Raw genomic sequence first — 18,804 nt, 5'->3', positions numbered from 1 at the left:
TGCCAGACCATGATTCAGCCGACACGGATCCGTTCCCTCAACGACCTGCCGGAGAACGCGCGCGCGTCCTACGTTCTCTACTGGATGGGCTTGTCGCAGCGCGCCGTCTTCAACCCGGCCCTCGAGCACGCGGTCGACGAAGCCAACGCGCGCAACCTGCCCGTCCTGGTCTGCTACGGCATCGCCGAAGGGTTCCCAGAGGTGAATGCCCGCCACTGGAGCTTCCTGCTTGAGGGCATGGCGGAGGTGGGACCGGCGCTGGAACGGCGCGGCATCGCCTTCGTGGCCCACCGGGACCCGCCGGTGGAGACAGCGCTGCGCTACGCGGCCGACGCCGCCCTGGTCGTCTGCGACCGGACCTACCTCAAGCCGGCCATCGGGTTCTACGCGGACTTCGCCGCGCGCGCGCCCTGCGGGGTGGTGCAGGTCGAGGGCGACGTGGTGGTTCCGGTCGAGACCGCGTCGCCCAAGCACGAGATTGCCGCGCGGACACTACGGCCCAAGCTCAACCGGCTGCTGCCGGACTACCTGGTGCCGCTCGACGAGCGACGGGTTAATCGCCCCGCCTCGGACCTGCGGTATAAGAGCACCCTGGGCCTGGAGGACGTGCCGAGGCTGGTCGCCAGCTTGAAGGCGGACCAAAGCGTTCGGCCCGTGCGGCGGTTCCGGGGCGGAGCCTCCGTGGCCGAGGCGCGGCTGCGGCACTACCTGGGTGGCCCCTTCGGCCGGTACGCGACGGTGCGGGGAAGGCCCGAGGCCGGCGCCGCCTCGCACATGAGCCCCTACCTGCATTTTGGCCAGATCTCGCCCGTGGCGATCGCGCTGGCGGTGCGGGCGGCAAACACCGGGGACGTCGACGACAAGGCCGCCTATGTCGAGGAGGTCGTGATCCGCCGCGAGCTCGCCATCAACCATATCCATTACGAGCCGCGCTACGACGACTACGCCTGCGTGCCCGGCTGGGCGCGCAAGACGCTCGACGCGCATCGGGACGACCCTCGGCTGCACCGGTACACGCCCGAGCAGTTCGAGCAGGGCCTGACCCACGACCGCTACTGGAACGCGGCCATGATGGAGATGCGCGAGACCGGCTACATGCACAACCACATGCGGATGTACTGGGGAAAGAAGATCGTCCAGTGGTCCGCCTCGCCGGAGGAGGCGTGGGAGACGGCGCTGCGGCTAAACAACCGCTACTTCATCGACGGCCGCGACGCCAACTCCTTCACCAACGTGGCCTGGCTCTTCGGTCTGCACGACCGGCCCTGGGGACCTCAGCCGGTTTTCGGCAACGTGCGCTCCATGAGCGAGGCCAGCCTGAAGAAGTTCGATGCTGACGGCTATGTCCGCGCGGTGGAGCGGCTCGCGGCGGCGGAGCGGGACGAGGGAGATGCGCGGCGGTGATCGCGCTGCTTGATCTTTCAGGATCTCGATGAATGGATCGGCCGGCGGGCCAACAGACCACCTCGATACCCACCGAACTATCCCCAGGAACGGTGGATAACGTCTCTCTGAAGCGCGCGGTGCTGGCTCGCTTTGACGCTGCGGCTGGCGAAGTGCCCAGGCCCTAGTCCGGCTTTGGTGATGGATGACAGCGGAAACAGCTCAGCGAACCCGGCACGGGCCTTCTACTGCAAGGCCTCACGACGGTTTCTCACGCGCGGTCCCAAGGTGTGGGGACAGGGAAGTTCATCCCGTGCGCCCGGTATTCCGTTAGGGCGACGGTCAAATCAGGACGGTCGTTTCCCCAGTCGGCGGCGATTTCTACGAGCGACGATCTTATCCCCCGGTGATTGTCGATGCGATGGATGAGGTCACCGCCTGCCGGCTGTGCTTCCAGCCACCTTTCGCTGCGCTGGCGCGCTGCTTTCGGTGCAAGCGCGGCAGCAAGGAACAAGCCGGCGGCCGGGGCGTCGTGCATGATCGTATTTCGCTCACCCGGCTCAAGAGGTGTCCGATCCTCACCACCACACGGGGCGGACAGAGTGGTCGTGGCATTATCAAAACTATTTTCCGCCGAGCAGAATAGAGATTGCGTTCGTGGCCTCGGCGCGCCTAGAAAAGATTACCTCACCGTTTCGTGAGTGCCGCGGATGTCCTCTTCCGGTGGAACAACCATGACGAGATCAGTTCAGCGTATCGTCCCCTCACCGTCCTCCGCAGCGCTGACCTGCCTGGCTCGTGCGCCGACTAAGGAAGCGGCAGGATCGGACCGTTGGAAGCCTCTGATGGAAGTTCTGGAGCAGCTGGCTGACGGAGCACGTGAGGCGTTCGCTGCTCCTTCGCCACGACGCCGATGCGCCATCGCCATCGCCATGCGGGCCGCTTGAAGCGCCTGGTCAGGTAAACATCAGCCAAAGGCTCGACGCACCGGACGCCCTGGAGCGCGACAGGCTTGGCCTCGCCTTCAAGACCGATTGCGCCAATAGAAGCATGACAGGGGGGTGGTGTGCATAATTCGCAGAAGAGAAGGGAAGCGTATGTCGAGCTGCTCAAGCTCCTCGCCCATATTGCTGTTCATGGATGAAAGGCGGGCACTAACCCGTTGAGTTCTCCGACCGAGTGTCCGTTTTCGCCGAACACGCGGCTCCTGCATGACGCCTGGCTGAGCGGCTTCGCCGAGGGCCGCGTTGCCAGCGCCTCAGCGACCAGCACCCGCGCATTCAAGCAGACGGAGTAGAGCCCAAGCCCGGATCGCCAGGAGGCAACCAGCTTCGGGTCTCGTCGCCCCTTCTCGCTAGGGCCGGTCGGGAAGGATTCAGGCTCGTCCGTTCCGGCGAGGCGGGCAGGGATCGCTCCCTGCCCGCCCCGTGGAGTCTCAGGTGCTCGCGCGCTCGCGGGCGGCCTTGCGCTTGCCGGGCTGGCTGATCTCGACCTCATCGCGCCGAACGGTCTCGCGGACGGTCTCGACCTGCTGCGTGCGCTCGGTGCGCACGACGATCTCCTCGCGCAGGCGGGCCCGCTTGTTGACCACGGGCACCTCGGCGGTCTCGACCACCTCGACCGTCATCTCGCTGAGGATCTCGCCGGTGATCTTGTCGCTCACCGGGCGGCGACGCTCGACCACGACCCGCTCGCTCTGCAGCGTGACCTGCTCCTCGACCTCGGTCTCGACGACGTAGCGCCGGACGCGCGCGGTGCCGCGGTTCTCCGTGCGCTTGGTGACCTCGAGCACCTCCTCGCCGAGGGGAATGACCTCCTCCTGGCTGGTGGGAGCGCGGGCACCGGACGGCACGGCGGCGCGGCCCTGCTGAAGCCCCTGCATGGCGCCGGCCCAGGGCCACAGGAACATGTCGCTGAAGGCGCTGGCCGAGGGGCGCGCCGGGGCAGGGGAGGGCGTCCGCGCGGGGACGGGGGCGGCCTGCTCCGCGGCGGTCGCCGTGCCCGCCACGAGGCGCGCCACCTTGCCCGTGGCGTCCGCCGCCACCTCCAGCGGCATCACCGCCGCGCTGGCCACGCGGCTGGCGGTCTCGCGCGCGCGGCGCTCGGCCGTCTCGCGCTCCTGCTGCTGGCGCTCCGCGGCCTCGGCCTCGAGCTCGGCCTGCTCGCGCTCCTGGCGTGCCTTGGCCCGGCGCTCCTCGGCCTCGTCCTGCCTGGCCTGCTCGACCTCGGCGATGCCCGCCTCCATCTTCGCCGCGACCTGCTGGACCTGCTCGGCGCTCAGCGCGTTCTGGACGGCCGGCAGAAGCTCCTTCTTCTCGTCGCGCGAGTGCTGGCGGTAGGCCTTCTGCAACTCGGTGACGAGCGGGAGGAAGGCCTCCCCGTTCTTCGGCAGGGCTTCAAGGTCCGTGAGCCGGGCGCGGAGGTTCTTGTTGTCGGCGATCGCCTCGACCACGAGGCTGCGGGTCTCCGGGTTCTTGCGGAGCAGCGGGAAGAGGAACTCCTCTTCCAGGCTGGCGTGCAGCTCGAGCTCGGCCTTGAGTTCGCCAAAGAGCTTCTCGCGGGTCTTCACGGCGCCCTCCGAGGTATCGGAGAGCTTGGCGAACAGATCGTTCACCTTGCTGGAGCCTTCTTGCATCAGGGTGCGGAGCGACATTCGTTGATCCTTCGTGGGTTTGTGGTGGTGACCAGGGACCGGCGGTGCCGGAGCCGGGAAGCCGCGGCGTCGGGCAGCGGCGAGGGCACCGTCATGGACAGCGGGGCGGTCGGATTTCGCTGTGGGTGGGCGGCGCATGAACCGAGACGCCGTTCCGATGGCCGAGGGCGTCAGCCCTGGAAATGGCGCGCCGCCGCGGCCGTCGAGGACGCAGTGAGGTGATCGATCAGCGGCGCCGACGCCCGCTGCACGACCTGGAGCGCGGCCTCCTGGAGGTCGGTCGCCTGCTTCACGGACTGCTCGACCTCGGTGCCGAGGTGCGCCGCCTGGATGGCAAGGGTTTCCCGGACGCTCTTGGCGGAGGAGAGAGCCTTGGCCGTCGCCTGGAAGCGCTCGGTCCTGTTCTGGGCTGCGCCGACGCAGCGCTGCCCGATATCCTGCAGCCCCGCAGCCCAGAGGCGGCTGGAGCGCTGCATTGCCTCGATGGAGGCGCGGTTGAACGCGGTGCCGTGCGTGGCGACCGTCGCCAAGCTATCCAGGAAGCTGGTCATCTGCCGCTTGCCATCAGAAAGGGTCATGAGCGGCTCCTTCCCGCTGGAACACCGTCGCAGGGAAATTCCCACTTGATCGGCCCCAACGGAACGCATCGCTATGTCTGAGGCCGGGCAAGCTTGCGCGCAAGGCAAATGCTGCGTTGCAGCATCACGGTGCAGTGGTGGTTCCTGGCACACAGCCGTGCCTTCCAGAAGCCGCAGGTTGGCCTAACTATCCGACGCCCCGGCGATGGACCTGCCGAAGGCGCGGCGCGATGCGCCGACGGGGCGTTGAGGCAGCCTGTCGGATAGAGGAGAGCAGGCACCGTCGGGAGAGTTCACTGCGACGCACGGCACGGACCGGCGTATGCCAGAGCGTCGCCACCACGTCGAACATGCCCCAACGGAGGCCAAGGGGGGCAAGCCGGCCGTTCACCCGGCGCCGGAAGGCGGCGTCGGTGCGGGAGACGCGGCCGAAGACGTGAAGGTGGCCCGCGTTCAGACTGGGCCGAGCAGCCCTCCATCATGTCAATTTCTCTCGCCGTCGAGCTTCTTGACATCGAGATGAACCTAGGGACCCAATTTGAGCGGACGAGGAGGCATGACGTGCCCGCGAAACCGCCTTACCGCCGATCGCCCACCAACCAGCGCCTGGGCGAGATCCAGACCCTACCGGAACGACAGGCGGACATGCCCTACGCTCCCGCCATGCGCGTCCACAGCGGGGACGTCCTCTACATCTCGGGCGCGACACCCTCGCCCCTCTACCACCACCATCCTCACCGCCCGGAGGAGCACGAGCACCCCATTCGGATTGAGGAGCAGGTGACACGCGTCTTCGACACGCTTGGTGCGATCCTCGCCGATCAGGGGCTGACCTGGACAGATGTCGTGAAGGTCACGCGCTATCTCACCGATATGCGCGACCAGGACGCGCTGAACGCTGTGCAGGGGCGCTACTTCGGCGACTGGCGACCGGTGAGCACCACGCTCTGCGTGAACCAGCTCTCGACGCCCGGGGCACGGGTCGAGGTGGACATCATCGCCGCCTACCGGCCCTGACGATGCCGGCGGCAGCCTTCGCGGAAGAGTCCGGGCTGGAGACGCCCATTGCGCTCCTGCTCACGACGGCCATGGTGATTGGCGGCGGGCTGAACCTTGCCGGTCCAGGCTTCATCCGCGAGGAGTTCCGGCGCTGGGGTTATCCTGCCTCTCTGCCGGTCCTGGTCCGCGATCGTGCCTGGCTGCGCTGCGAGTATCCGACGGCGCTCGCGATCCTGGCGGCGGTGCTCCTGGCCTCTTGACCCTCTCAACCCTTGGAAGGGAGCCTCTTCGGATGATCGGACGAACCATGCTGGTGGCCGTTGCGGGACTGGCCGCGGCCCTGCTTTCGGTTCCTGCGAGGGCGCAGTCCTGGCCGACCCAGCCGATCGTCATGATCATTCCGTTCGCGCCGGGCCCGATCGACGGCGTCGCTCGGACCATCGGAGAGGCCATGTCGCGCGACCTCGGCCAACCCGTGCTGATCGAGAACATCCCGGGAGCGGGTGGCACGGTCGGCGTCGCCCGCGCCGCCCAGGCACGGCCGGACGGCTATCGTGTCCTGATGCACAACATCGGCATGGCGACCGCGCCCACCCTCTACCGGCGCCTGTCCTTCGATCCGGTGCGGGACTTCGAACCGGTCGGGCTGATGAACCGCAACCCCATGGTCTGGATCGGCCGGCCGGACTTCCCGGGAAGCACGCTCGCGGAGATGACCGAGTACATGCGCCGCCAGGGCGGCGGGCTGAACCTGGCCCATGCCGGCCTCGGCTCGTCCAGCCAGCTCTGCGCCATGCTGATGCAGTCGGCCCTGAGAGCCCAGGCGAACACCGTCCCCTTCCGCAGCTCCGGCGAGGTGTTCCCGCAGCTCATCGCCGGGCGGATCGACCTCTACTGCGACCAGACGACGAGCGCGCTGGGCCAGGTGCAGGGGCGCTCGGTCAAGGCTTTCGCCATCGCCGCGCCGACTCGCCTTCCGACCATGCCGTCGGTGCCGACCACAGCCGAGAGCGGCATGCCTGAGTTCCAGCTGAGCATCTGGCAGGCGCTGTTCGCGCCGGCCGGGACACCGCGACCGGTGATTGATCGCCTGAACCGCGCGCTTCGCGTTGCTCTCGGCGACGAGCGCGTCGTGGCCCGGCTGACGGAGCTCGGGACCGCTCCCGAACCGGCGGAGACGGGGTCGCCCGAGGCGCTGCGATCCCTCCTTATTAGCGAGGTGGAACGCTGGCGGCCGATCTTGCAAGCGGCGGGCGAGTTCGCGGACTGACCGGACCCGTGTGAGCCGCGGCACGTCGAGCGAAGCCTGCCGCGCCTTCGGTGTTTCGCTCGACCTCGACGGGACGCACGGGGCCAGCCGCCGCGGCGTGGCCTTCAGGTGGGCGATGCCGTTCTTCCCCACGCCTCCGCCTCGCCGTGATCAGCGAATTGCTACCGCTGGCGCGCCCTTGCCCAACCCTGCACCATCGCCGTCGGGGTGCTGACACTGGGGTCATTGCCGCGACCGGCGGCTTCGTCCGGCACCGCGGCCCGCCCAAGACGCTCGTCCTTGAGGAGACCGCCTGCGGGAGGGAGCAGGACACTGAGTGGAGGAAGCCGGGAGAGCCAACTCGCCGGCCACGTCTCGACAGCCGCGGATGGAGGGCTTCGAGGGGCCTGCCTAGCCCAGGGTGATACCCGCTTCGCGCACGACGCGTGCCCATTTCTCGCGCTCGCTGGCGACCAGCACGCCGAAGGCCTGGGTGTCACCGAAGCGCGCCACCAGGCCCTGCGCGTCCATGCGCGCGGGCAGGTCCGTTTCCATCATGGCCCAGGCGACGGCCGCCTCGAGCCGTGCCAGCGCTTGGCGCGGCATGCCGGACGGGCCCGCGATGCCGATCCAGCCCGAGGCCTCCACACCGTCCAGGCCGGTCGTCTCGGCGACGGTCGGCAGACCGGGATGGCCCGGGAGACGTTCCGCATGGAGCGTCGCCAGCGGGCGAATTCGCCCGGCCTCGACACCCGGGCCGAAGCTCACCAGCGTGTCGATGCCGATCTGCAGCCGGCCGCCGATCAACTCGCGTGCCACCTCGGAGCCGCCCCTGAACGGGACGTGCGCGATGTCCAGCACGCCCGCGCGCGCCTTCAGCAGTTCGAGCGCAAGGTGCTGCAGCGAGCCGACGCCGGGCGTCCCGGCGTTCAGTCGGCCGGGCTGCTGCCGCGCCAGGGCGATGAGCTCGGCCATCGACCGGACCGGCAGTTCGGCCGGGACAGCGACGACGTAGGGCACGGTCGCGACCTGTGCCACGGGCAGCAGGTCCCGCGCGGGATCAAAGCCGAGGTCGCGCTGGGATGCGGCATTCACCGCGAGGTTCTGCACATTGCCCATCAACAGCAGATGGCCGTCGCGCGGCGGAGCGGCGCGGGCGACGGCCTCGGCGGCGACGTTGCCCGTCGCACCGGCTCGGTTCTCGACGACGAAGGATTGCCCGAGCCGCGCGGTCAGCCTCTCGGACAGGGAGCGGGCCGCGAAGTCGAGCGAGCCGCCGGGCGCGAAGCCAACCAGCAGCCGCACGGGGTGGTTGGGATAGGTCGCCGTCTCCTGCGCCAGGGTGCGCCGGAGGGGCGTTGCGGCCAGGCCGAGGCCCAGGGCGATGGCGGAGCGACGAACGATGGCTTTCATCGGATGCTTCGCCTTCCGGATCGGGGTTGGTGGGAGCGGCACTCCGAAGCGCCCGAGGCCGGCGCGCGCCTCTCTAGGGGGCGTGTGACGGATCCGGCACCACGCGCCACGCCCGGCGCGATCCCCCGCACGGCCCAGGCCGTTGCGGCGTAGGAGCGGGGGCCGTCCGGCTCGCCGTCCAGGTAGGCGCGGCGGACATGCTCGCGCAGCCGGGCGAGGGCCGTCCGATTGAGGGCGGCCACATACTCCGCGGCGGGTCCCTGCCCGCCGACGAAGGGCCCCCAGTAGTCCCCGAAGCCCGCGTATTCCATTCGAATGGTCAGCGCGGCCTCCCGGATGTCGCGGAACCCGGCCGCCCGCCATATCGCGGCGAGTTCGCCCGGACGCGTCGTCGGGCGGGTGCAGTTGCGCGCGCGCAGCCCCGCGCCACCGGGGTCGAGCACCGCGGCCGTGTCGAGGAAGATGCGCTGCGCCACGAGGCCGCCGCGCGCATCCCAGGACGCCGCCGCGACGATGGCGCCGGGTCGCGCCACCCGTCGCATCTCCGCCACCGCCGTGTCCGCCCGCGGCACGAAGGGCAGCATCAGCAGCGACAGCACTCCGTCGAAGCTTTGATCGGGGAAGGGGATCGCGCAGGCGTCGCCTGCCCGGACCTCGACCCTCGGATCGTCGATCCGGCGGCGCGCGTGCTCGACATAGGCGTCCGAGGCGTCCAGGCCGACGACCCGGCATGCCCTGGACCGGCCCGCCAGGGCCTGCGCGAGGCTTCCGGTGCCGCAGCCGAGGTCGAGGATGCAGCCCGCCCCGCCAGGATCGGCGAAGTCCAGGAAGGGCTCGGCCAGTCTTCGGCTCCAGCGGCCCATCTGCTCTTCGTAGGCATTTCCATCGGTGGCGGGAAACGTCGAGGATGCGGTCAACGGGCTCTCCGCTGGCGACGACGCGTCGCGCTGCACGGCCGCTATGGCGGGCGCAGGGCCCAGCGGTCCAATAGTGGTTTCGTCTGGAAATCCATGCCCGCTGGGCATAAGCAGCGTGGATGGACTTGCGGCATGCGAGAACCTTCGTCGCCGTCGCCGAGCTCGGCACCGTCTCCAGGGCCGCCGAGCGGCTGCGCATCGCGCAGCCGGCGCTCTCCCGGCAGATCGCCGACCTCGAGGGAGAGCTCGGGATCCGGTTGTTCGACCGCGTCGGCCGCCGCCTGATGCTGACGGGCGCGGGCGAGCAGCTCCTCGGCGATTGCCGGGCGCTCCTCGGCGCCGCGGGCGCGATCGGCGAGCGCGCGCGCGCGCTCCAGCACGGCGATGCGGGCCTGCTGAGGGTGGCGTCCTCCCCTCAGATCATCGAGGGCGCGCTATCGGCCTTCCTGATCCGTTACGCCGAGGCTTACCCGAAGGTGCGGGTGACGCTGACCGAGGTGATGGGCTGGGCCGCCACGGCCGCGAAGCTCGAAAGCGGCGAGAGCTATCTCGGGCAGAACCTGATGGGCGCGGTACCGCCCGACGACGCGCGCTTCGCCTGCCAGCCGCTGGAGGCAATCGAGTTGCTCGCGGCCTTTAATCCCTCGCTCGGGCTCGAGGCTGGCGGGGTCATCGAGATCGGCCGGTTGGCACCGCATCCCCTGCTCCTCCTCGACACGGACTATGTCTTCCGCCGCAACTTCGACGGCGCCTGCCGCCTTGCCGGCCTCCGCCCGAACATCGCCTACGAGAGCCGGACGCCGCACACGCTGCTGGCCATGGCGGAGAGCGGGCACGGCGTTGCCATCGTCCCCTCGGTCCTTCGGACTGACCGTTACCGGCTGCACGTTGCCGCCCTTGCCTATCGCGGGGAGCCGCTGCGGGAGCGGACGGCGATCTACTGGGACAGGCGTCGTCCGCTGCCGCGCTACGCCGAGGCGTTCTGCGACATGCTCGGCGCCTATATGCGAGAGGTGTTCCCCATCTCACGACCGACGGTTCTGTGAGCTCGTGTGCCAGGGACGTCGCAGCCGGCAGGGCAGGGCAGGCGTGGGTAGGCTCTGACCCGCTGGGTCTGTCTGGGAGCGGTCGGGCGTTGCCTCACGCACGACGAGGCTCATTGCTTTTCCGGCAGTGGTCTACCGCCCAGCATGTACAGCGTGGGGAGCTGTCGGACATCGTGTCCAGCCTCACCTCAGTCAACGTCACCCGCACCTTCGGGTTACGGCGCGGCGCAGCGCACCAAGAACGTCGCGAGCGCACGCTCAATCTACTGCCAATCTACTGCGGCGATGACGCCACCTTCAGCTCGCCTGCATCGCCGTGCCGGAACAGCCGCGCGCCCTCGCCGATCTCTGCGACGCATAGCTCTGCGGCGCATGGCAGTAGCGCCCAGCAGTCGCTCAGGAGCTGCGCACCCTCCTCGGTCAGCATCAGGCGGCCGCCCACGTGGTCGAGGAGCCCGATCCCGAGCTGCCGCTCTAATTCGGCAACCTGGCGGGCGAGTGCAGGCTGCACGACGGGGAGGTGCTCGGCCGCCTTGGAGACGGCGCCGAGTTCGGCAACGGCGACGAGGGCCTTTGCTTGGCAGAGATGCGTCCACGTCGTTTATGCCGAGCCGGCATGAATTTCTAGACAGAAGCTCTATTGGACCGCCGACCTCGTCGCTCTCCATTTTCCTCACGGGAAGGCGCTGCTGCCTTCGGGGAGTAAGACCATGTCTTCCTCAACCTTCTCCTTGACCGACGGCGGCGTGCCCAACCTCAACCTTGGGTGCGACACCGCCAGCCTGACGGGCGCACTTACCGGCCGGTTAGCCGCCGGCCGCATCGTCGGATTGGACTTCTCTGAAGCCTATGACGCTGCCGCGCTATCGTCCCTGCGCCGCGCCGCGCGCCGGACCAGGGCGACGAAGTGCCGGACCGCGGCCGAGGGATCGTCGCGCCGCGCCATGATGCCGAGGAAGGCGCGCGGCCCGTCGGCGCCTTCCAGCTCCCGGTAGGTCACGCCCTCGAGCGCCATGCGCTGCATTGAGGCCGGCACGAGGGTCACGCCGAAGCCCGTGGCCACGAGGCTCAGCGCGGTGGTGATCCGCGGCGCCTCCTGGCCGAGGCGGGGGACGAAGCCCGCCCGCAGGCAGGCCGCCGCCATGGCCTCGTAGAGGGCCGGCCCGGTGTCGCGGGCGTAGGCGATGAACGTCTCCTCCGCGAGGGCGCGGAGCGGGACCGCGCGGCCGTCGTCCCGCGCCAGCGCATGCCCGCTCGGCAGCGCGGCGACCATCGGCTCCTCGCGCAGCGGGTACACGGCAAGGCCCTCCGGCGCGGCGATGGAGGCGCGGAGGAAGGCCACGTCCACCTGCCCGCCGCGGAGCCGCTCCAGCGTCTCCGTCCGCAGGCTCTCCTCCATCGCGAGCGAGACGAGGGGATAGGCGTCGCGGAAGGCGCGGATCACCGTCGGCACGAAGGGGTGGAAGGGCGCCGTCGGCGGGACCGAGAGCCGCAGGTGCCCTTGCTCCCCCCGGGCCGCGCGCTTCGCCGATCTCGGCGCGACGCCGATGCCCGGCCCAGCGGCCGACCTCGCCGCGCTCCTCGCCCGCGAGGCCGAAAAGTGGGGGCGGGTCGTGCGCACGGCCGGCGTGAGGGTGAATTGATGCTCGTCCAAGTCTCCCAGCCGCCCTTCGGTGTACGGGGTGGGGCAGGCGCCGTCGTGAGGCGCACCGCGGTGCGGATCGGCGCGCTGTTCAGCGGCGATCCCTCGCACCCCGATCATCCAGCCTTCCTCGAGGGTCTGGCGGCGCTGGGCTACGTCGAGGGGCGTAACCTCTCGATCGATGCGCGCTTTGACGGCGGCCACCTGGATCGGCTCCCGGTCCTCGCGGCGGAGCTTGCCGCCGCGCCGGTGGACATGATCATCGCGATGGGAGCGGTGCATCGCCGCGCCGCGCAGCAGGCGGCGCCGGGCGTCCCGATCGTCTTCGCGGCGGTCGTCGACCCCGTGGCGGTCGGTCTCGTGGCCGAGGCGGGGCGGCCTGACGGAAACGCTACCGGCGTGACGACCTTCGACCCGGATGAGGCCCAGGAGGGCCTGCGCCTGCTGCGGACGCTCATTCCGGACGTGAGGCGGCTGGCCGTCCTCGGTGATGCGGGAGTTCCGGATGCCCTGCCGAACGTGGCCCGGGCGGCGGCCGCGGCCGAGGGTCTCATCGCCCAGGTTCATCTCCTGCGCGGCCTGGATGACCTTGAGGACGCGTTCGCGGCGATGCGCGCGGCGCGGGCCGACGCATTCGTGGGACTCGGGGTACCGATCGTCCGGGTGCATGGGGCGCGCATCGCGGCGCTCGCCTGGGCCGCGCGCCTGCCCACGCTGCTTGCCCGTGATGCGGCAGCCTTCGGTCCGTTGCTGGCCTGTGGCACGAGCTTCGCCGCCGCGTCGCGGAACGTGGCGAAGCTGGTCCATCGCATTCTGCGTGGCGAGCGCGCCGGCGACATCCCAGTCGAGCGCGTGGTGCGGCCCGAACTCGTGGTGAACCTCGATCTGGCCCGCGAATTTGGCTTCGTCATCCCACCGGCCGTGCTCGGCCGCACGACGCACGTCAGGGCAGCAGGCTGAGGTCACGGCGGCTGGCCGACGCCTGCTCTCCCCTGCCCAGGTTGCAGGAGCGGACAGGCCGTTCCTTCGAGTGATCCCCCTTTCGACGCTGCGGAGGTACCACCAATGCCGCGAGCCAAGAGCGCCACAAAACCCTGCCGACGGCCGATGAACCCGTCCGCCGTGGTCGCCTTCTTGATCGCGCTCGCCATCGTGGGTGAGAGCGCGACGGTTGCGGCTCTATCCATCGATCCCCTCTGCGGAGGCTCCGCCGCGCCTCAGTCGGTCGAAGGGACGGAACCACGTGCCGAGCTGGTCCGCCTTCCCGAGCCGGTTGGACTGGCACGGCTGGTGCGGCCCGCCGTTGCATCACTCACACCGCTCGTCATCGTGCTGCCCGACGCGCTGAGCGAGGACGCGCGCTCCGAGCCCTATGTGGAGAGCCTGTTGAGGCGTGGCTTTGCCGCCCTGGTGCTCGGTATGGGTGAGGACTTGGACAGCCCGACCCATGCTGTTGAGCCGGCCGCCTCGTCCGCGGCTCTGGGCGTGGCGCTTGCCTGGGCGACGCGCAACGGATTCGACCTCGCCGCGACGGCCGCCCTGGGTTTTGGCCTCGGCGGCCGTTCTGTCCTTGCTGGTGCAGCGGGGCGGCCGGCGGCAGCGCTCTACCCAGGCTGCTCCGGCCTCAAGCCGCCTGCCGCCGAGCCGGCCCTCATCCTGCAGGGTGCTGCCGCCGCCCAGGACTGCGTGGCCATGCCGACCTCGACCGGCCTCACACCACGGCTGCTGCCTGGCGCGGGCCATGCCTGGGACGCGCCGGGAGCAGTTTGGCCGAACTCAGGGCCCGTGCTGCCCAACCCCGCCGGTGGCGGGCGGCTGCGCGCACGCGCCGATCTCGTCGTCACGGTCGAGGCCGCGGAGGTCGTTGCGGACTGGCTCGCAGCAGCATTGGCGCCTCGGGTCAGGAGCGCGCCACAATGAGCCCTGAGGTTTACAAGCGCGCGGTGCTCCGCGCTGCGGATGAGGCGACCTGGGCGGAAATCGAGCGGCTGAGCTACCGCTACGGGTGGAGCCTGCTCGGCCACATGCTTCTAAGCGCTTGGCGGCGGATCGTAGCGGAGCAGTGCCTGCGCGAACGGCAAAGGCGATAAGCCAGACGCTCTGGACGCCACCGACGGCGCACCGTGTCGCTCCCGAGGCACGGCCGCACCGTCCGCGCTTCCTGCACCGCCCGCACCCAGCCGCGCCAGCGCCGTTCCAGCGCTGGACAGTCGTTACCGGGGCCTTTCTGGTGACCATGGTGGGCTTCGGCGCTATCTACTCCTACGCCGCGTTCGCCGACGAGATCGCCACTGCCTTCGGTTCCTCCCGTGCGTCGGTCTCCATCGTGTATGCGCTGAGCGGCGGCAGCTGCTTCTTCGTCAGCGCGCTGACCGGCGAGCTTGCCGACCGCATCGACGCACGCCTCGTCGCGGTGACGGGCATGCTGGTCATCGGGCTCGGCTTCCTCGTGGCGGCCGCCGCGGGCAGCCTGGTTGAGGTGTATGTCGGCTATGGCGTGCTGATCGGCCTGGGTTGCGGCTTTGCCTATGTGCCGGCACTCGCCGCCGTGCAGCGCTGGTTCGACGTGCACCGCGGCCTTGCCTCCGGCATCGCGGTGAGCGGAATCGGCGTTGGCACCGCGCTGGTGCCGCCGGCAGCCGAGGCCTTCTCCGCGTTCGGCGACTGGCGCACGACCTTCATTGCCGGTGGCGCGCTCGCCGCCTTGGTTGGCACGGCGCGCGCTGCTGTTGACGCCCGCCCCGCAGGAGCGGGTACCCGCACCAGCGCCGCACCCCACGCTGTCGGCAACCGTGCTCAGCCGGGACTTCGGCCTGCTCTACGCGGCTACGCTTCTCGTCTCTCTGCACTCCGTGCTGCCGCATGCGATGCTGGTTGGCGGTGCACGCGACCTGGGCCTCGACCGGCATGACGCGGTGGCGCTGCTGGGTCTGATCGGCGTTGGCACCATCGTCGGACGCTTCCTCCTGACGGCAATGGCCGATGCGATCGGGCGGCGGGGAGTGTTCCTGATCTGCTGCGGGGGCATGGCGGCCGCGATGCCGCTCTGGGCAGCGGCCGAGGACAGGCCGGTGCTGCAAGCCTTTGCAATTGGCTTCGGCACGCTGCAGGGCGGTTTCGTCGCGCTCCTGCCGGCCTTCGTCGCCGACCGCTTCGGCGTGCGCTCGTTGGGCGAAAGGCTCGGCTTGCTCTACACCAGCCGCGGCATCGCGCTGTTGGTGGCGGCGCCTTTAGCGATCGGCATTGCTTTGCTCGTGGGCCATCCTCCACCTGTCCTGGCGAGCGCACTCCTCGGTGCCGCTGGCACCTTGCTCATGGCTCGAGTGGGGCATGGACTGCAGCGTTGAGCGCAAGCACCGCATGGTACGAGTATGTCCGTATCGTGTGAACGCGCACCCGTCCGGGGGCTGCTGCGCCTACAAGGTGGTGTATGCGACGCCGCCGCGCCTGAGGCCGCCTTTCCTGCGCCGACAACGACGCAGTTCACCTGCCAGGACTGACTCCACTTCGGGCTCGGCTGCTGACCTCAGTTCCCGTCGGGCAGGCCGAGGGAGCGCAGGGCGGCCGCGGCGACCTGCCGGTCCTGGTCGCCCGTGCCCGAGCCGACGCCAATGCCGCCGACCACCTCGCCCTCCACGACCACCGGCAGCCCGCCCTTCAGGTTTGTCATGCGGAGGCCGGTCGCGAGGGCAAGCCGCGTCTCCATCGCCGGCGCCATGCCGCCGGTCGGCGTCCCCGTGGCGGCGGCGGTTGCGGCCTTGGCCTGCGCGGAGGCGATGGAAAGGACGCGCGATCCGTCCATCCGGAGGAAGCCGACGAGGTTCGCGCCCTCGTCGGCCACGGCGATGCATTGCGGCACGCCCATCTGGCTCGCCTCCGCCTCGGCCGCGGCGAGGAGGGCCATGACGGTCCCATGGGTCATCTTGCGGGCGGGGCGGGTGAGCGCGGTCACGGGAGGGTCTCCAGGAGGTCGGTGACGAGCATGGCGCCTGGCGCATGCGTCGCGAAGAGGGGCGCGCCGGAGGCCTGCAGCGCCGCGAGGGCGGTCAGCCCGCAGCCCCAGAACACGGCCTCCTCCCCCGGCTCGGGCCGGAGGGGCTCGCCCCAATCGGGCTGGTCCGGGTCGGGGATGCCGAGAACCGCGGGATCACCGACATGGACGGGGGCGCCGTGGCTGCGGGGCAGGCCGGCGGTCACCGCGGCGACGCGGGGCACGTCCTCCCGCGCGAAGGGCCGCATTGACACGACCAGAGGCCCGCGCAGCCGCCCCACCGGCACCGCCGCCCGCCCGGTGCGGAACAGCGGACCTTGGAGGCCGAGCTCGACGTGCCGCAGACGGATGCCCTCACCAGCGAGGGCAGCTTCCGCACCGAACCAACAGCCGAGCGCGAAGGGCGTCCAGTCCCGGCGCCATTCGTCGCGAAGGGAGGCGAGGCGGCGTGGCGCGTGGCCGGCCTCGTGCACGAGATAGGCCGGCAGGTCCTCACGCAGGTCGAGGTCGGCGCCGAGCGCGGGCAGGCGCGGGTCGCCGGGCCGGCCCGCGGCCAGCAGCGGGCAGGAGCGGGGATTGGCGCGGCAGAAGGCCGCGAAGTCCCCCGCCCAGTCCGCCGGCACGACCACGAGGTTGGCTTGCACGAAGCCCCGCGCCCGCCCGACCGTGAGGCCCTCCCAGCCCGCCCGGGCGGCGCGGCGGAGATCGAGGCCGCTCTCCCCCATCAGACGTGCCGCACGAAGCCGCCGTCCACCCGCAGCGTCGCGCCGGTCATGTAGGCGGCGGGCGCGGAGACCGCGAAGGCGGCGCAGGCCGCGATCTCCGCGGGCTCGGCGTAGCGACCCATCGGGATCGCCGCCTGCGACCGGGCGCGGACGGTCTCGACCGGAACCCCCTCCCGCGCGGCCGTCGCGGCGTCGGTGAGGTGGACGCGCTCCGTGCCCACGCGGCCGGGCATGAGGCAGTTCACGGTCACGCCCTCCGCGGCGACCTCCGCCGAGAGGGTCTTGGACCAGGCGATCAGCCCGGCGCGAATGCTGTTGGAGATGCCGAGGACGGGGATGGGCTGCACCGCCCCCGTGCTGACAACGGTCAGCACCCGCCCCCAGCGCGCCGCCCGCATCGCCGGCAGGAAGAGGTCGGTGAGGCGGATGACAGAGAGGGCCATGCCGCGGAAGGCCTCCTCCCAATCCGCCTCCCCGCGCCCCGAGGCGCCGCCATAGGCGGGGCCGCCGGTGTTGTTGATAAGGATCTCCGGCGCGCCGAAGCCGGCCGCCACCGCGTCCGCGAAGCCCGGCAGAGAGGCGGTGTCGGACAGGTCGAGGCGGAAGGGCACGGCAGGGATGGCGGCGCCGGCCGCCTCGAGCGCGGCGCGGTCCCGCGCGGCGATGGCGACCCGCGCGCCCTCCGCCGCGAGCGCGCGGGCGATGGCCAGCCCCATGTTCCGGTTGCCGCCAAGGACAAGGGCGCGGCGCCCCGCGATGCCTAGATCCACCGTCCGGCCTCCGCATAGGCCGAGGAGAGGGTCTGCTCCAGGAAGCGGCCGCGCCCGGGGCGTGCGTGGAGCACGCCGTCCGCGACCACCACCTCTCCGCGCGAGAGCACCGTCTCCGGCCAGCCGGTGATCCGCATCCCTTCGTAGGGCGTGTAGTCCACGGCGTGGTGCAGCAAGGCGTTCGTCACGGTCACCCGCCGCTCCGGATCCCACACCGCGAGGTCGGCGTCCGCCCCGACCGCGACCGTGCCCTTGCGCGGCGCGAGGCCGTAGAGCCGCGCGTTGTTCGTCGCGGTCAGCGCGACGAAGCGGGTGAGGGGGATGCGGCCCGTCACCACGCCCTCGCTGAACAGCAGCGGCAGCCGCGTGGCGAGGCCGGGGATGCCGTTAGCGACGCGGCGGAAGGGCGGGTTCGGCCCGGCGCGGAGCTTTCCCTCCCCGTCCATCCGGTAGGGCGCGTGGTCGGAGTTGAAGAGGTCGAAGGTCCCGTCCTCCAGCCCGCGCCAGCAGGCGGCCTGGGAGGCGGCGTCGCGCGGCGGCGGGGAGCACATGGCCTTCGCCCCCTCCATGTCCGGCAGGTCGAGGTCGCCCTCGCTGAGGAAGAGGTATTGCGGGCAGGTCTCCGCCACCACGGTCAGACCGCGGGCGCGAGCCCGCCGGATTTCCTCGATCGGCTCGGCGCCGGAGACGTGGACGATGACCGTCGGCGGCGCGCCGGCGGCCTCGGAGAGGGTCAGCGCGCGGTGCGTCGCCTCCCGCTCGACGAACAGCGGGCGGGACCGGGCGTGGTGAACCGGCCGCGTCTCGCCGCGCGCCTCCAGACGCTCGGCGAGCCAGGTCAGCACCTCGTGGTTCTCGGCATGGACGAGGACGACGGCGCGATGGGCGCGCGCGACCGCCATCACCTCGAGGATCTCGCGGTCGCCGAGACGCATGGCCTCGTAGGTCATGTAGACCTTCAGGGACCGGCAGCCCGCGGCGATGAGGGCGGGGAGTTCCTGGCCGAGCACGGCCTGGGTCGGATCGGTAACGGTGAGGTGGAAGGCGTAGTCCACCACCGCGTTGCCCTCGGCGCGTCGGTGGTAGTCGGCCACGGCGTCCCGCAGCGAGGTGCCGCGGTGCTGCACGGCGAAGGAGATCGTGGTGGTCGTGCCGCCGAAGGCCGCGGAGGTGGTGCCAGTGCGGAAGCCGTCCGCCATTGCCGCGCCCGCCGCCGCGGCGCCCGGCGACTGCGCCTGGTCGATGTGGACATGCGCGTCGATGCCGCCGGGCAGTATGAGGCGGCCGGTGACGTCCATCTCCCGCGCGCCCGCGCCCGGCGCGATGCGCTCGGCCAGCGCGGCGATCCGGCCATCGGTGATGCCGATATCCGCCGCGAAGACCTCCGCCGCGGTGGCAACGGTGCCGCCGCGGAGGACGAGGTCGAAACTCATGCCGG

The 18,804-nt window shown here is 70.7% G+C and carries 19 protein-coding genes and 1 pseudogene; 9 read left to right on the top strand and 11 right to left on the bottom strand.

What is annotated here, in order from left to right:
- The first annotated feature begins 9 nt into the window (after positions 1–9).
- Positions 10–1,404, top strand: coding sequence for a deoxyribodipyrimidine photo-lyase (locus tag EAH89_RS14355; RefSeq protein WP_140884273.1), 1,395 nt, complete (start codon positions 10–12; stop codon positions 1,402–1,404).
- 250 nt (positions 1,405–1,654) lie between these two features.
- On the opposite strand, the gene EAH89_RS14350 is transcribed toward EAH89_RS14355, so the two are convergent.
- From EAH89_RS14350 to EAH89_RS14340, 3 genes are all read right to left on the bottom strand, one after another.
- Positions 1,655–1,921 (bottom strand): hypothetical protein, encoded by a 267-nt coding sequence (locus tag EAH89_RS14350; protein WP_140884271.1) that lies wholly within the window; start codon positions 1,919–1,921, stop codon positions 1,655–1,657.
- An 897-nt stretch (positions 1,922–2,818) separates the two neighbouring features.
- A complete protein-coding gene (locus EAH89_RS14345) occupies positions 2,819–4,036 on the bottom strand; it encodes a DUF2382 domain-containing protein (RefSeq protein ID WP_140884268.1) in 1,218 nt (405 codons plus the stop codon).
- 170 nt (positions 4,037–4,206) lie between these two features.
- Positions 4,207–4,614, bottom strand: coding sequence for a phasin family protein (locus EAH89_RS14340; protein ID WP_161993597.1), 408 nt, complete (start codon positions 4,612–4,614; stop codon positions 4,207–4,209).
- A 561-nt stretch (positions 4,615–5,175) separates the two neighbouring features.
- Between EAH89_RS14340 and EAH89_RS14335 the strand changes: the two genes are divergently transcribed.
- The 3 genes from EAH89_RS14335 to EAH89_RS14325 are packed head-to-tail and all read left to right on the top strand — an operon-like array spanning position 5,176 to position 6,883.
- Positions 5,176–5,631, top strand: a complete 456-nt coding sequence (locus EAH89_RS14335) for a RidA family protein (protein WP_161993596.1) — start codon at positions 5,176–5,178, stop codon at positions 5,629–5,631.
- 2 nt (positions 5,632–5,633) lie between these two features.
- A complete protein-coding gene (locus EAH89_RS14330) occupies positions 5,634–5,873 on the top strand; it encodes a hypothetical protein (protein WP_140884260.1) in 240 nt (79 codons plus the stop codon).
- A 32-nt stretch (positions 5,874–5,905) separates the two neighbouring features.
- On the top strand, positions 5,906–6,883 hold the full coding sequence (locus tag EAH89_RS14325; RefSeq protein ID WP_140884258.1) for a tripartite tricarboxylate transporter substrate-binding protein: 978 nt from the start codon (positions 5,906–5,908) through the stop codon (positions 6,881–6,883).
- Between the two features lie 390 nt (positions 6,884–7,273).
- On the opposite strand, the gene EAH89_RS14320 is transcribed toward EAH89_RS14325, so the two are convergent.
- Entirely contained in the window at positions 7,274–8,275 is a 1,002-nt protein-coding gene (locus tag EAH89_RS14320) for a Bug family tripartite tricarboxylate transporter substrate binding protein (RefSeq protein WP_140884255.1), read from the bottom strand.
- On the bottom strand, positions 8,272–9,138 hold the full coding sequence (locus tag EAH89_RS14315) for a class I SAM-dependent methyltransferase (RefSeq protein WP_206667557.1): 867 nt from the start codon (positions 9,136–9,138) through the stop codon (positions 8,272–8,274). The genes EAH89_RS14320 and EAH89_RS14315 overlap by 4 nt, the downstream gene beginning before the upstream one ends.
- Positions 9,139–9,311: 173 nt before the next feature.
- Here EAH89_RS14315 and EAH89_RS14310 point away from each other — a divergent pair, with 173 nt between their 5' ends.
- The gene (locus EAH89_RS14310; RefSeq protein WP_140884249.1) at positions 9,312–10,238 is read left to right on the top strand and encodes a LysR family transcriptional regulator; all 927 of its coding nucleotides are present in this window, start codon (positions 9,312–9,314) and stop codon (positions 10,236–10,238) included.
- A 274-nt stretch (positions 10,239–10,512) separates the two neighbouring features.
- Here EAH89_RS14310 and EAH89_RS14305 read toward each other — a convergent pair.
- Both EAH89_RS14305 and EAH89_RS14300 read right to left on the bottom strand, forming a co-directional pair.
- Positions 10,513–10,806, bottom strand: a pseudogene (locus EAH89_RS14305) (LysR family transcriptional regulator); the annotation flags it as partial.
- A 279-nt stretch (positions 10,807–11,085) separates the two neighbouring features.
- Positions 11,086–11,892 carry a LysR substrate-binding domain-containing protein gene (locus EAH89_RS14300; RefSeq protein ID WP_161993595.1) on the bottom strand — a complete coding sequence of 269 codons (807 nt, stop codon included), beginning with the start codon at positions 11,890–11,892 and terminating at the stop codon, positions 11,086–11,088.
- 45 nt (positions 11,893–11,937) lie between these two features.
- Here EAH89_RS14300 and EAH89_RS14295 point away from each other — a divergent pair, with 45 nt between their 5' ends.
- From EAH89_RS14295 to EAH89_RS14280, 4 genes are all read left to right on the top strand, one after another.
- The gene (locus EAH89_RS14295; protein ID WP_161993594.1) at positions 11,938–12,840 is read left to right on the top strand and encodes an ABC transporter substrate-binding protein; all 903 of its coding nucleotides are present in this window, start codon (positions 11,938–11,940) and stop codon (positions 12,838–12,840) included.
- Between the two features lie 147 nt (positions 12,841–12,987).
- Positions 12,988–13,800 carry a dienelactone hydrolase family protein gene (locus tag EAH89_RS14290; RefSeq protein ID WP_140884239.1) on the top strand — a complete coding sequence of 271 codons (813 nt, stop codon included), beginning with the start codon at positions 12,988–12,990 and terminating at the stop codon, positions 13,798–13,800.
- Positions 13,801–14,116: 316 nt separating this feature from the next.
- Positions 14,117–14,791 (top strand): MFS transporter, encoded by a 675-nt coding sequence (locus EAH89_RS14285; protein ID WP_241667024.1) that lies wholly within the window; start codon positions 14,117–14,119, stop codon positions 14,789–14,791.
- On the top strand, positions 14,733–15,227 hold the full coding sequence (locus EAH89_RS14280; protein WP_140884234.1) for an MFS transporter: 495 nt from the start codon (positions 14,733–14,735) through the stop codon (positions 15,225–15,227). The genes EAH89_RS14285 and EAH89_RS14280 overlap by 59 nt, the downstream gene beginning before the upstream one ends.
- A gap of 179 nt (positions 15,228–15,406) precedes the next feature.
- On the opposite strand, the gene EAH89_RS14275 is transcribed toward EAH89_RS14280, so the two are convergent.
- Genes EAH89_RS14275 through hydA form a run of 4 tightly spaced genes read right to left on the bottom strand, consistent with a single transcriptional unit; the run spans position 15,407 to position 18,799 of the window.
- Complete coding sequence (locus tag EAH89_RS14275; protein WP_206667556.1) at positions 15,407–15,832, bottom strand: heme-binding protein; 426 nt, start codon at positions 15,830–15,832, stop codon at positions 15,407–15,409.
- Positions 15,829–16,596: a D-glutamate cyclase family protein gene (locus tag EAH89_RS14270; RefSeq protein ID WP_140884231.1), complete on the bottom strand. Its 768-nt coding sequence runs from the start codon at positions 16,594–16,596 to the stop codon at positions 15,829–15,831. The genes EAH89_RS14275 and EAH89_RS14270 overlap by 4 nt, the downstream gene beginning before the upstream one ends.
- Positions 16,596–17,366, bottom strand: a complete 771-nt coding sequence (locus EAH89_RS14265; RefSeq protein WP_140884229.1) for an SDR family oxidoreductase — start codon at positions 17,364–17,366, stop codon at positions 16,596–16,598. Before EAH89_RS14265 ends, EAH89_RS14270 begins: the two co-directional genes overlap by 1 nt.
- Complete coding sequence (gene hydA / locus EAH89_RS14260; protein ID WP_140884227.1) at positions 17,357–18,799, bottom strand: dihydropyrimidinase; 1,443 nt, start codon at positions 18,797–18,799, stop codon at positions 17,357–17,359. Before hydA ends, EAH89_RS14265 begins: the two co-directional genes overlap by 10 nt.
- Positions 18,800–18,804: the final 5 nt, after the last annotated feature.

Origin of the sequence: Muricoccus nepalensis (assembly GCF_006438825.1) — a bacterium.
Taxonomy (GTDB): domain Bacteria; phylum Pseudomonadota; class Alphaproteobacteria; order Acetobacterales; family Acetobacteraceae; genus Roseomonas; species Roseomonas nepalensis.
Note: the sequence above shows the minus strand (reverse complement) of the source record. Positions and strands in the feature narration are given on the sequence as shown.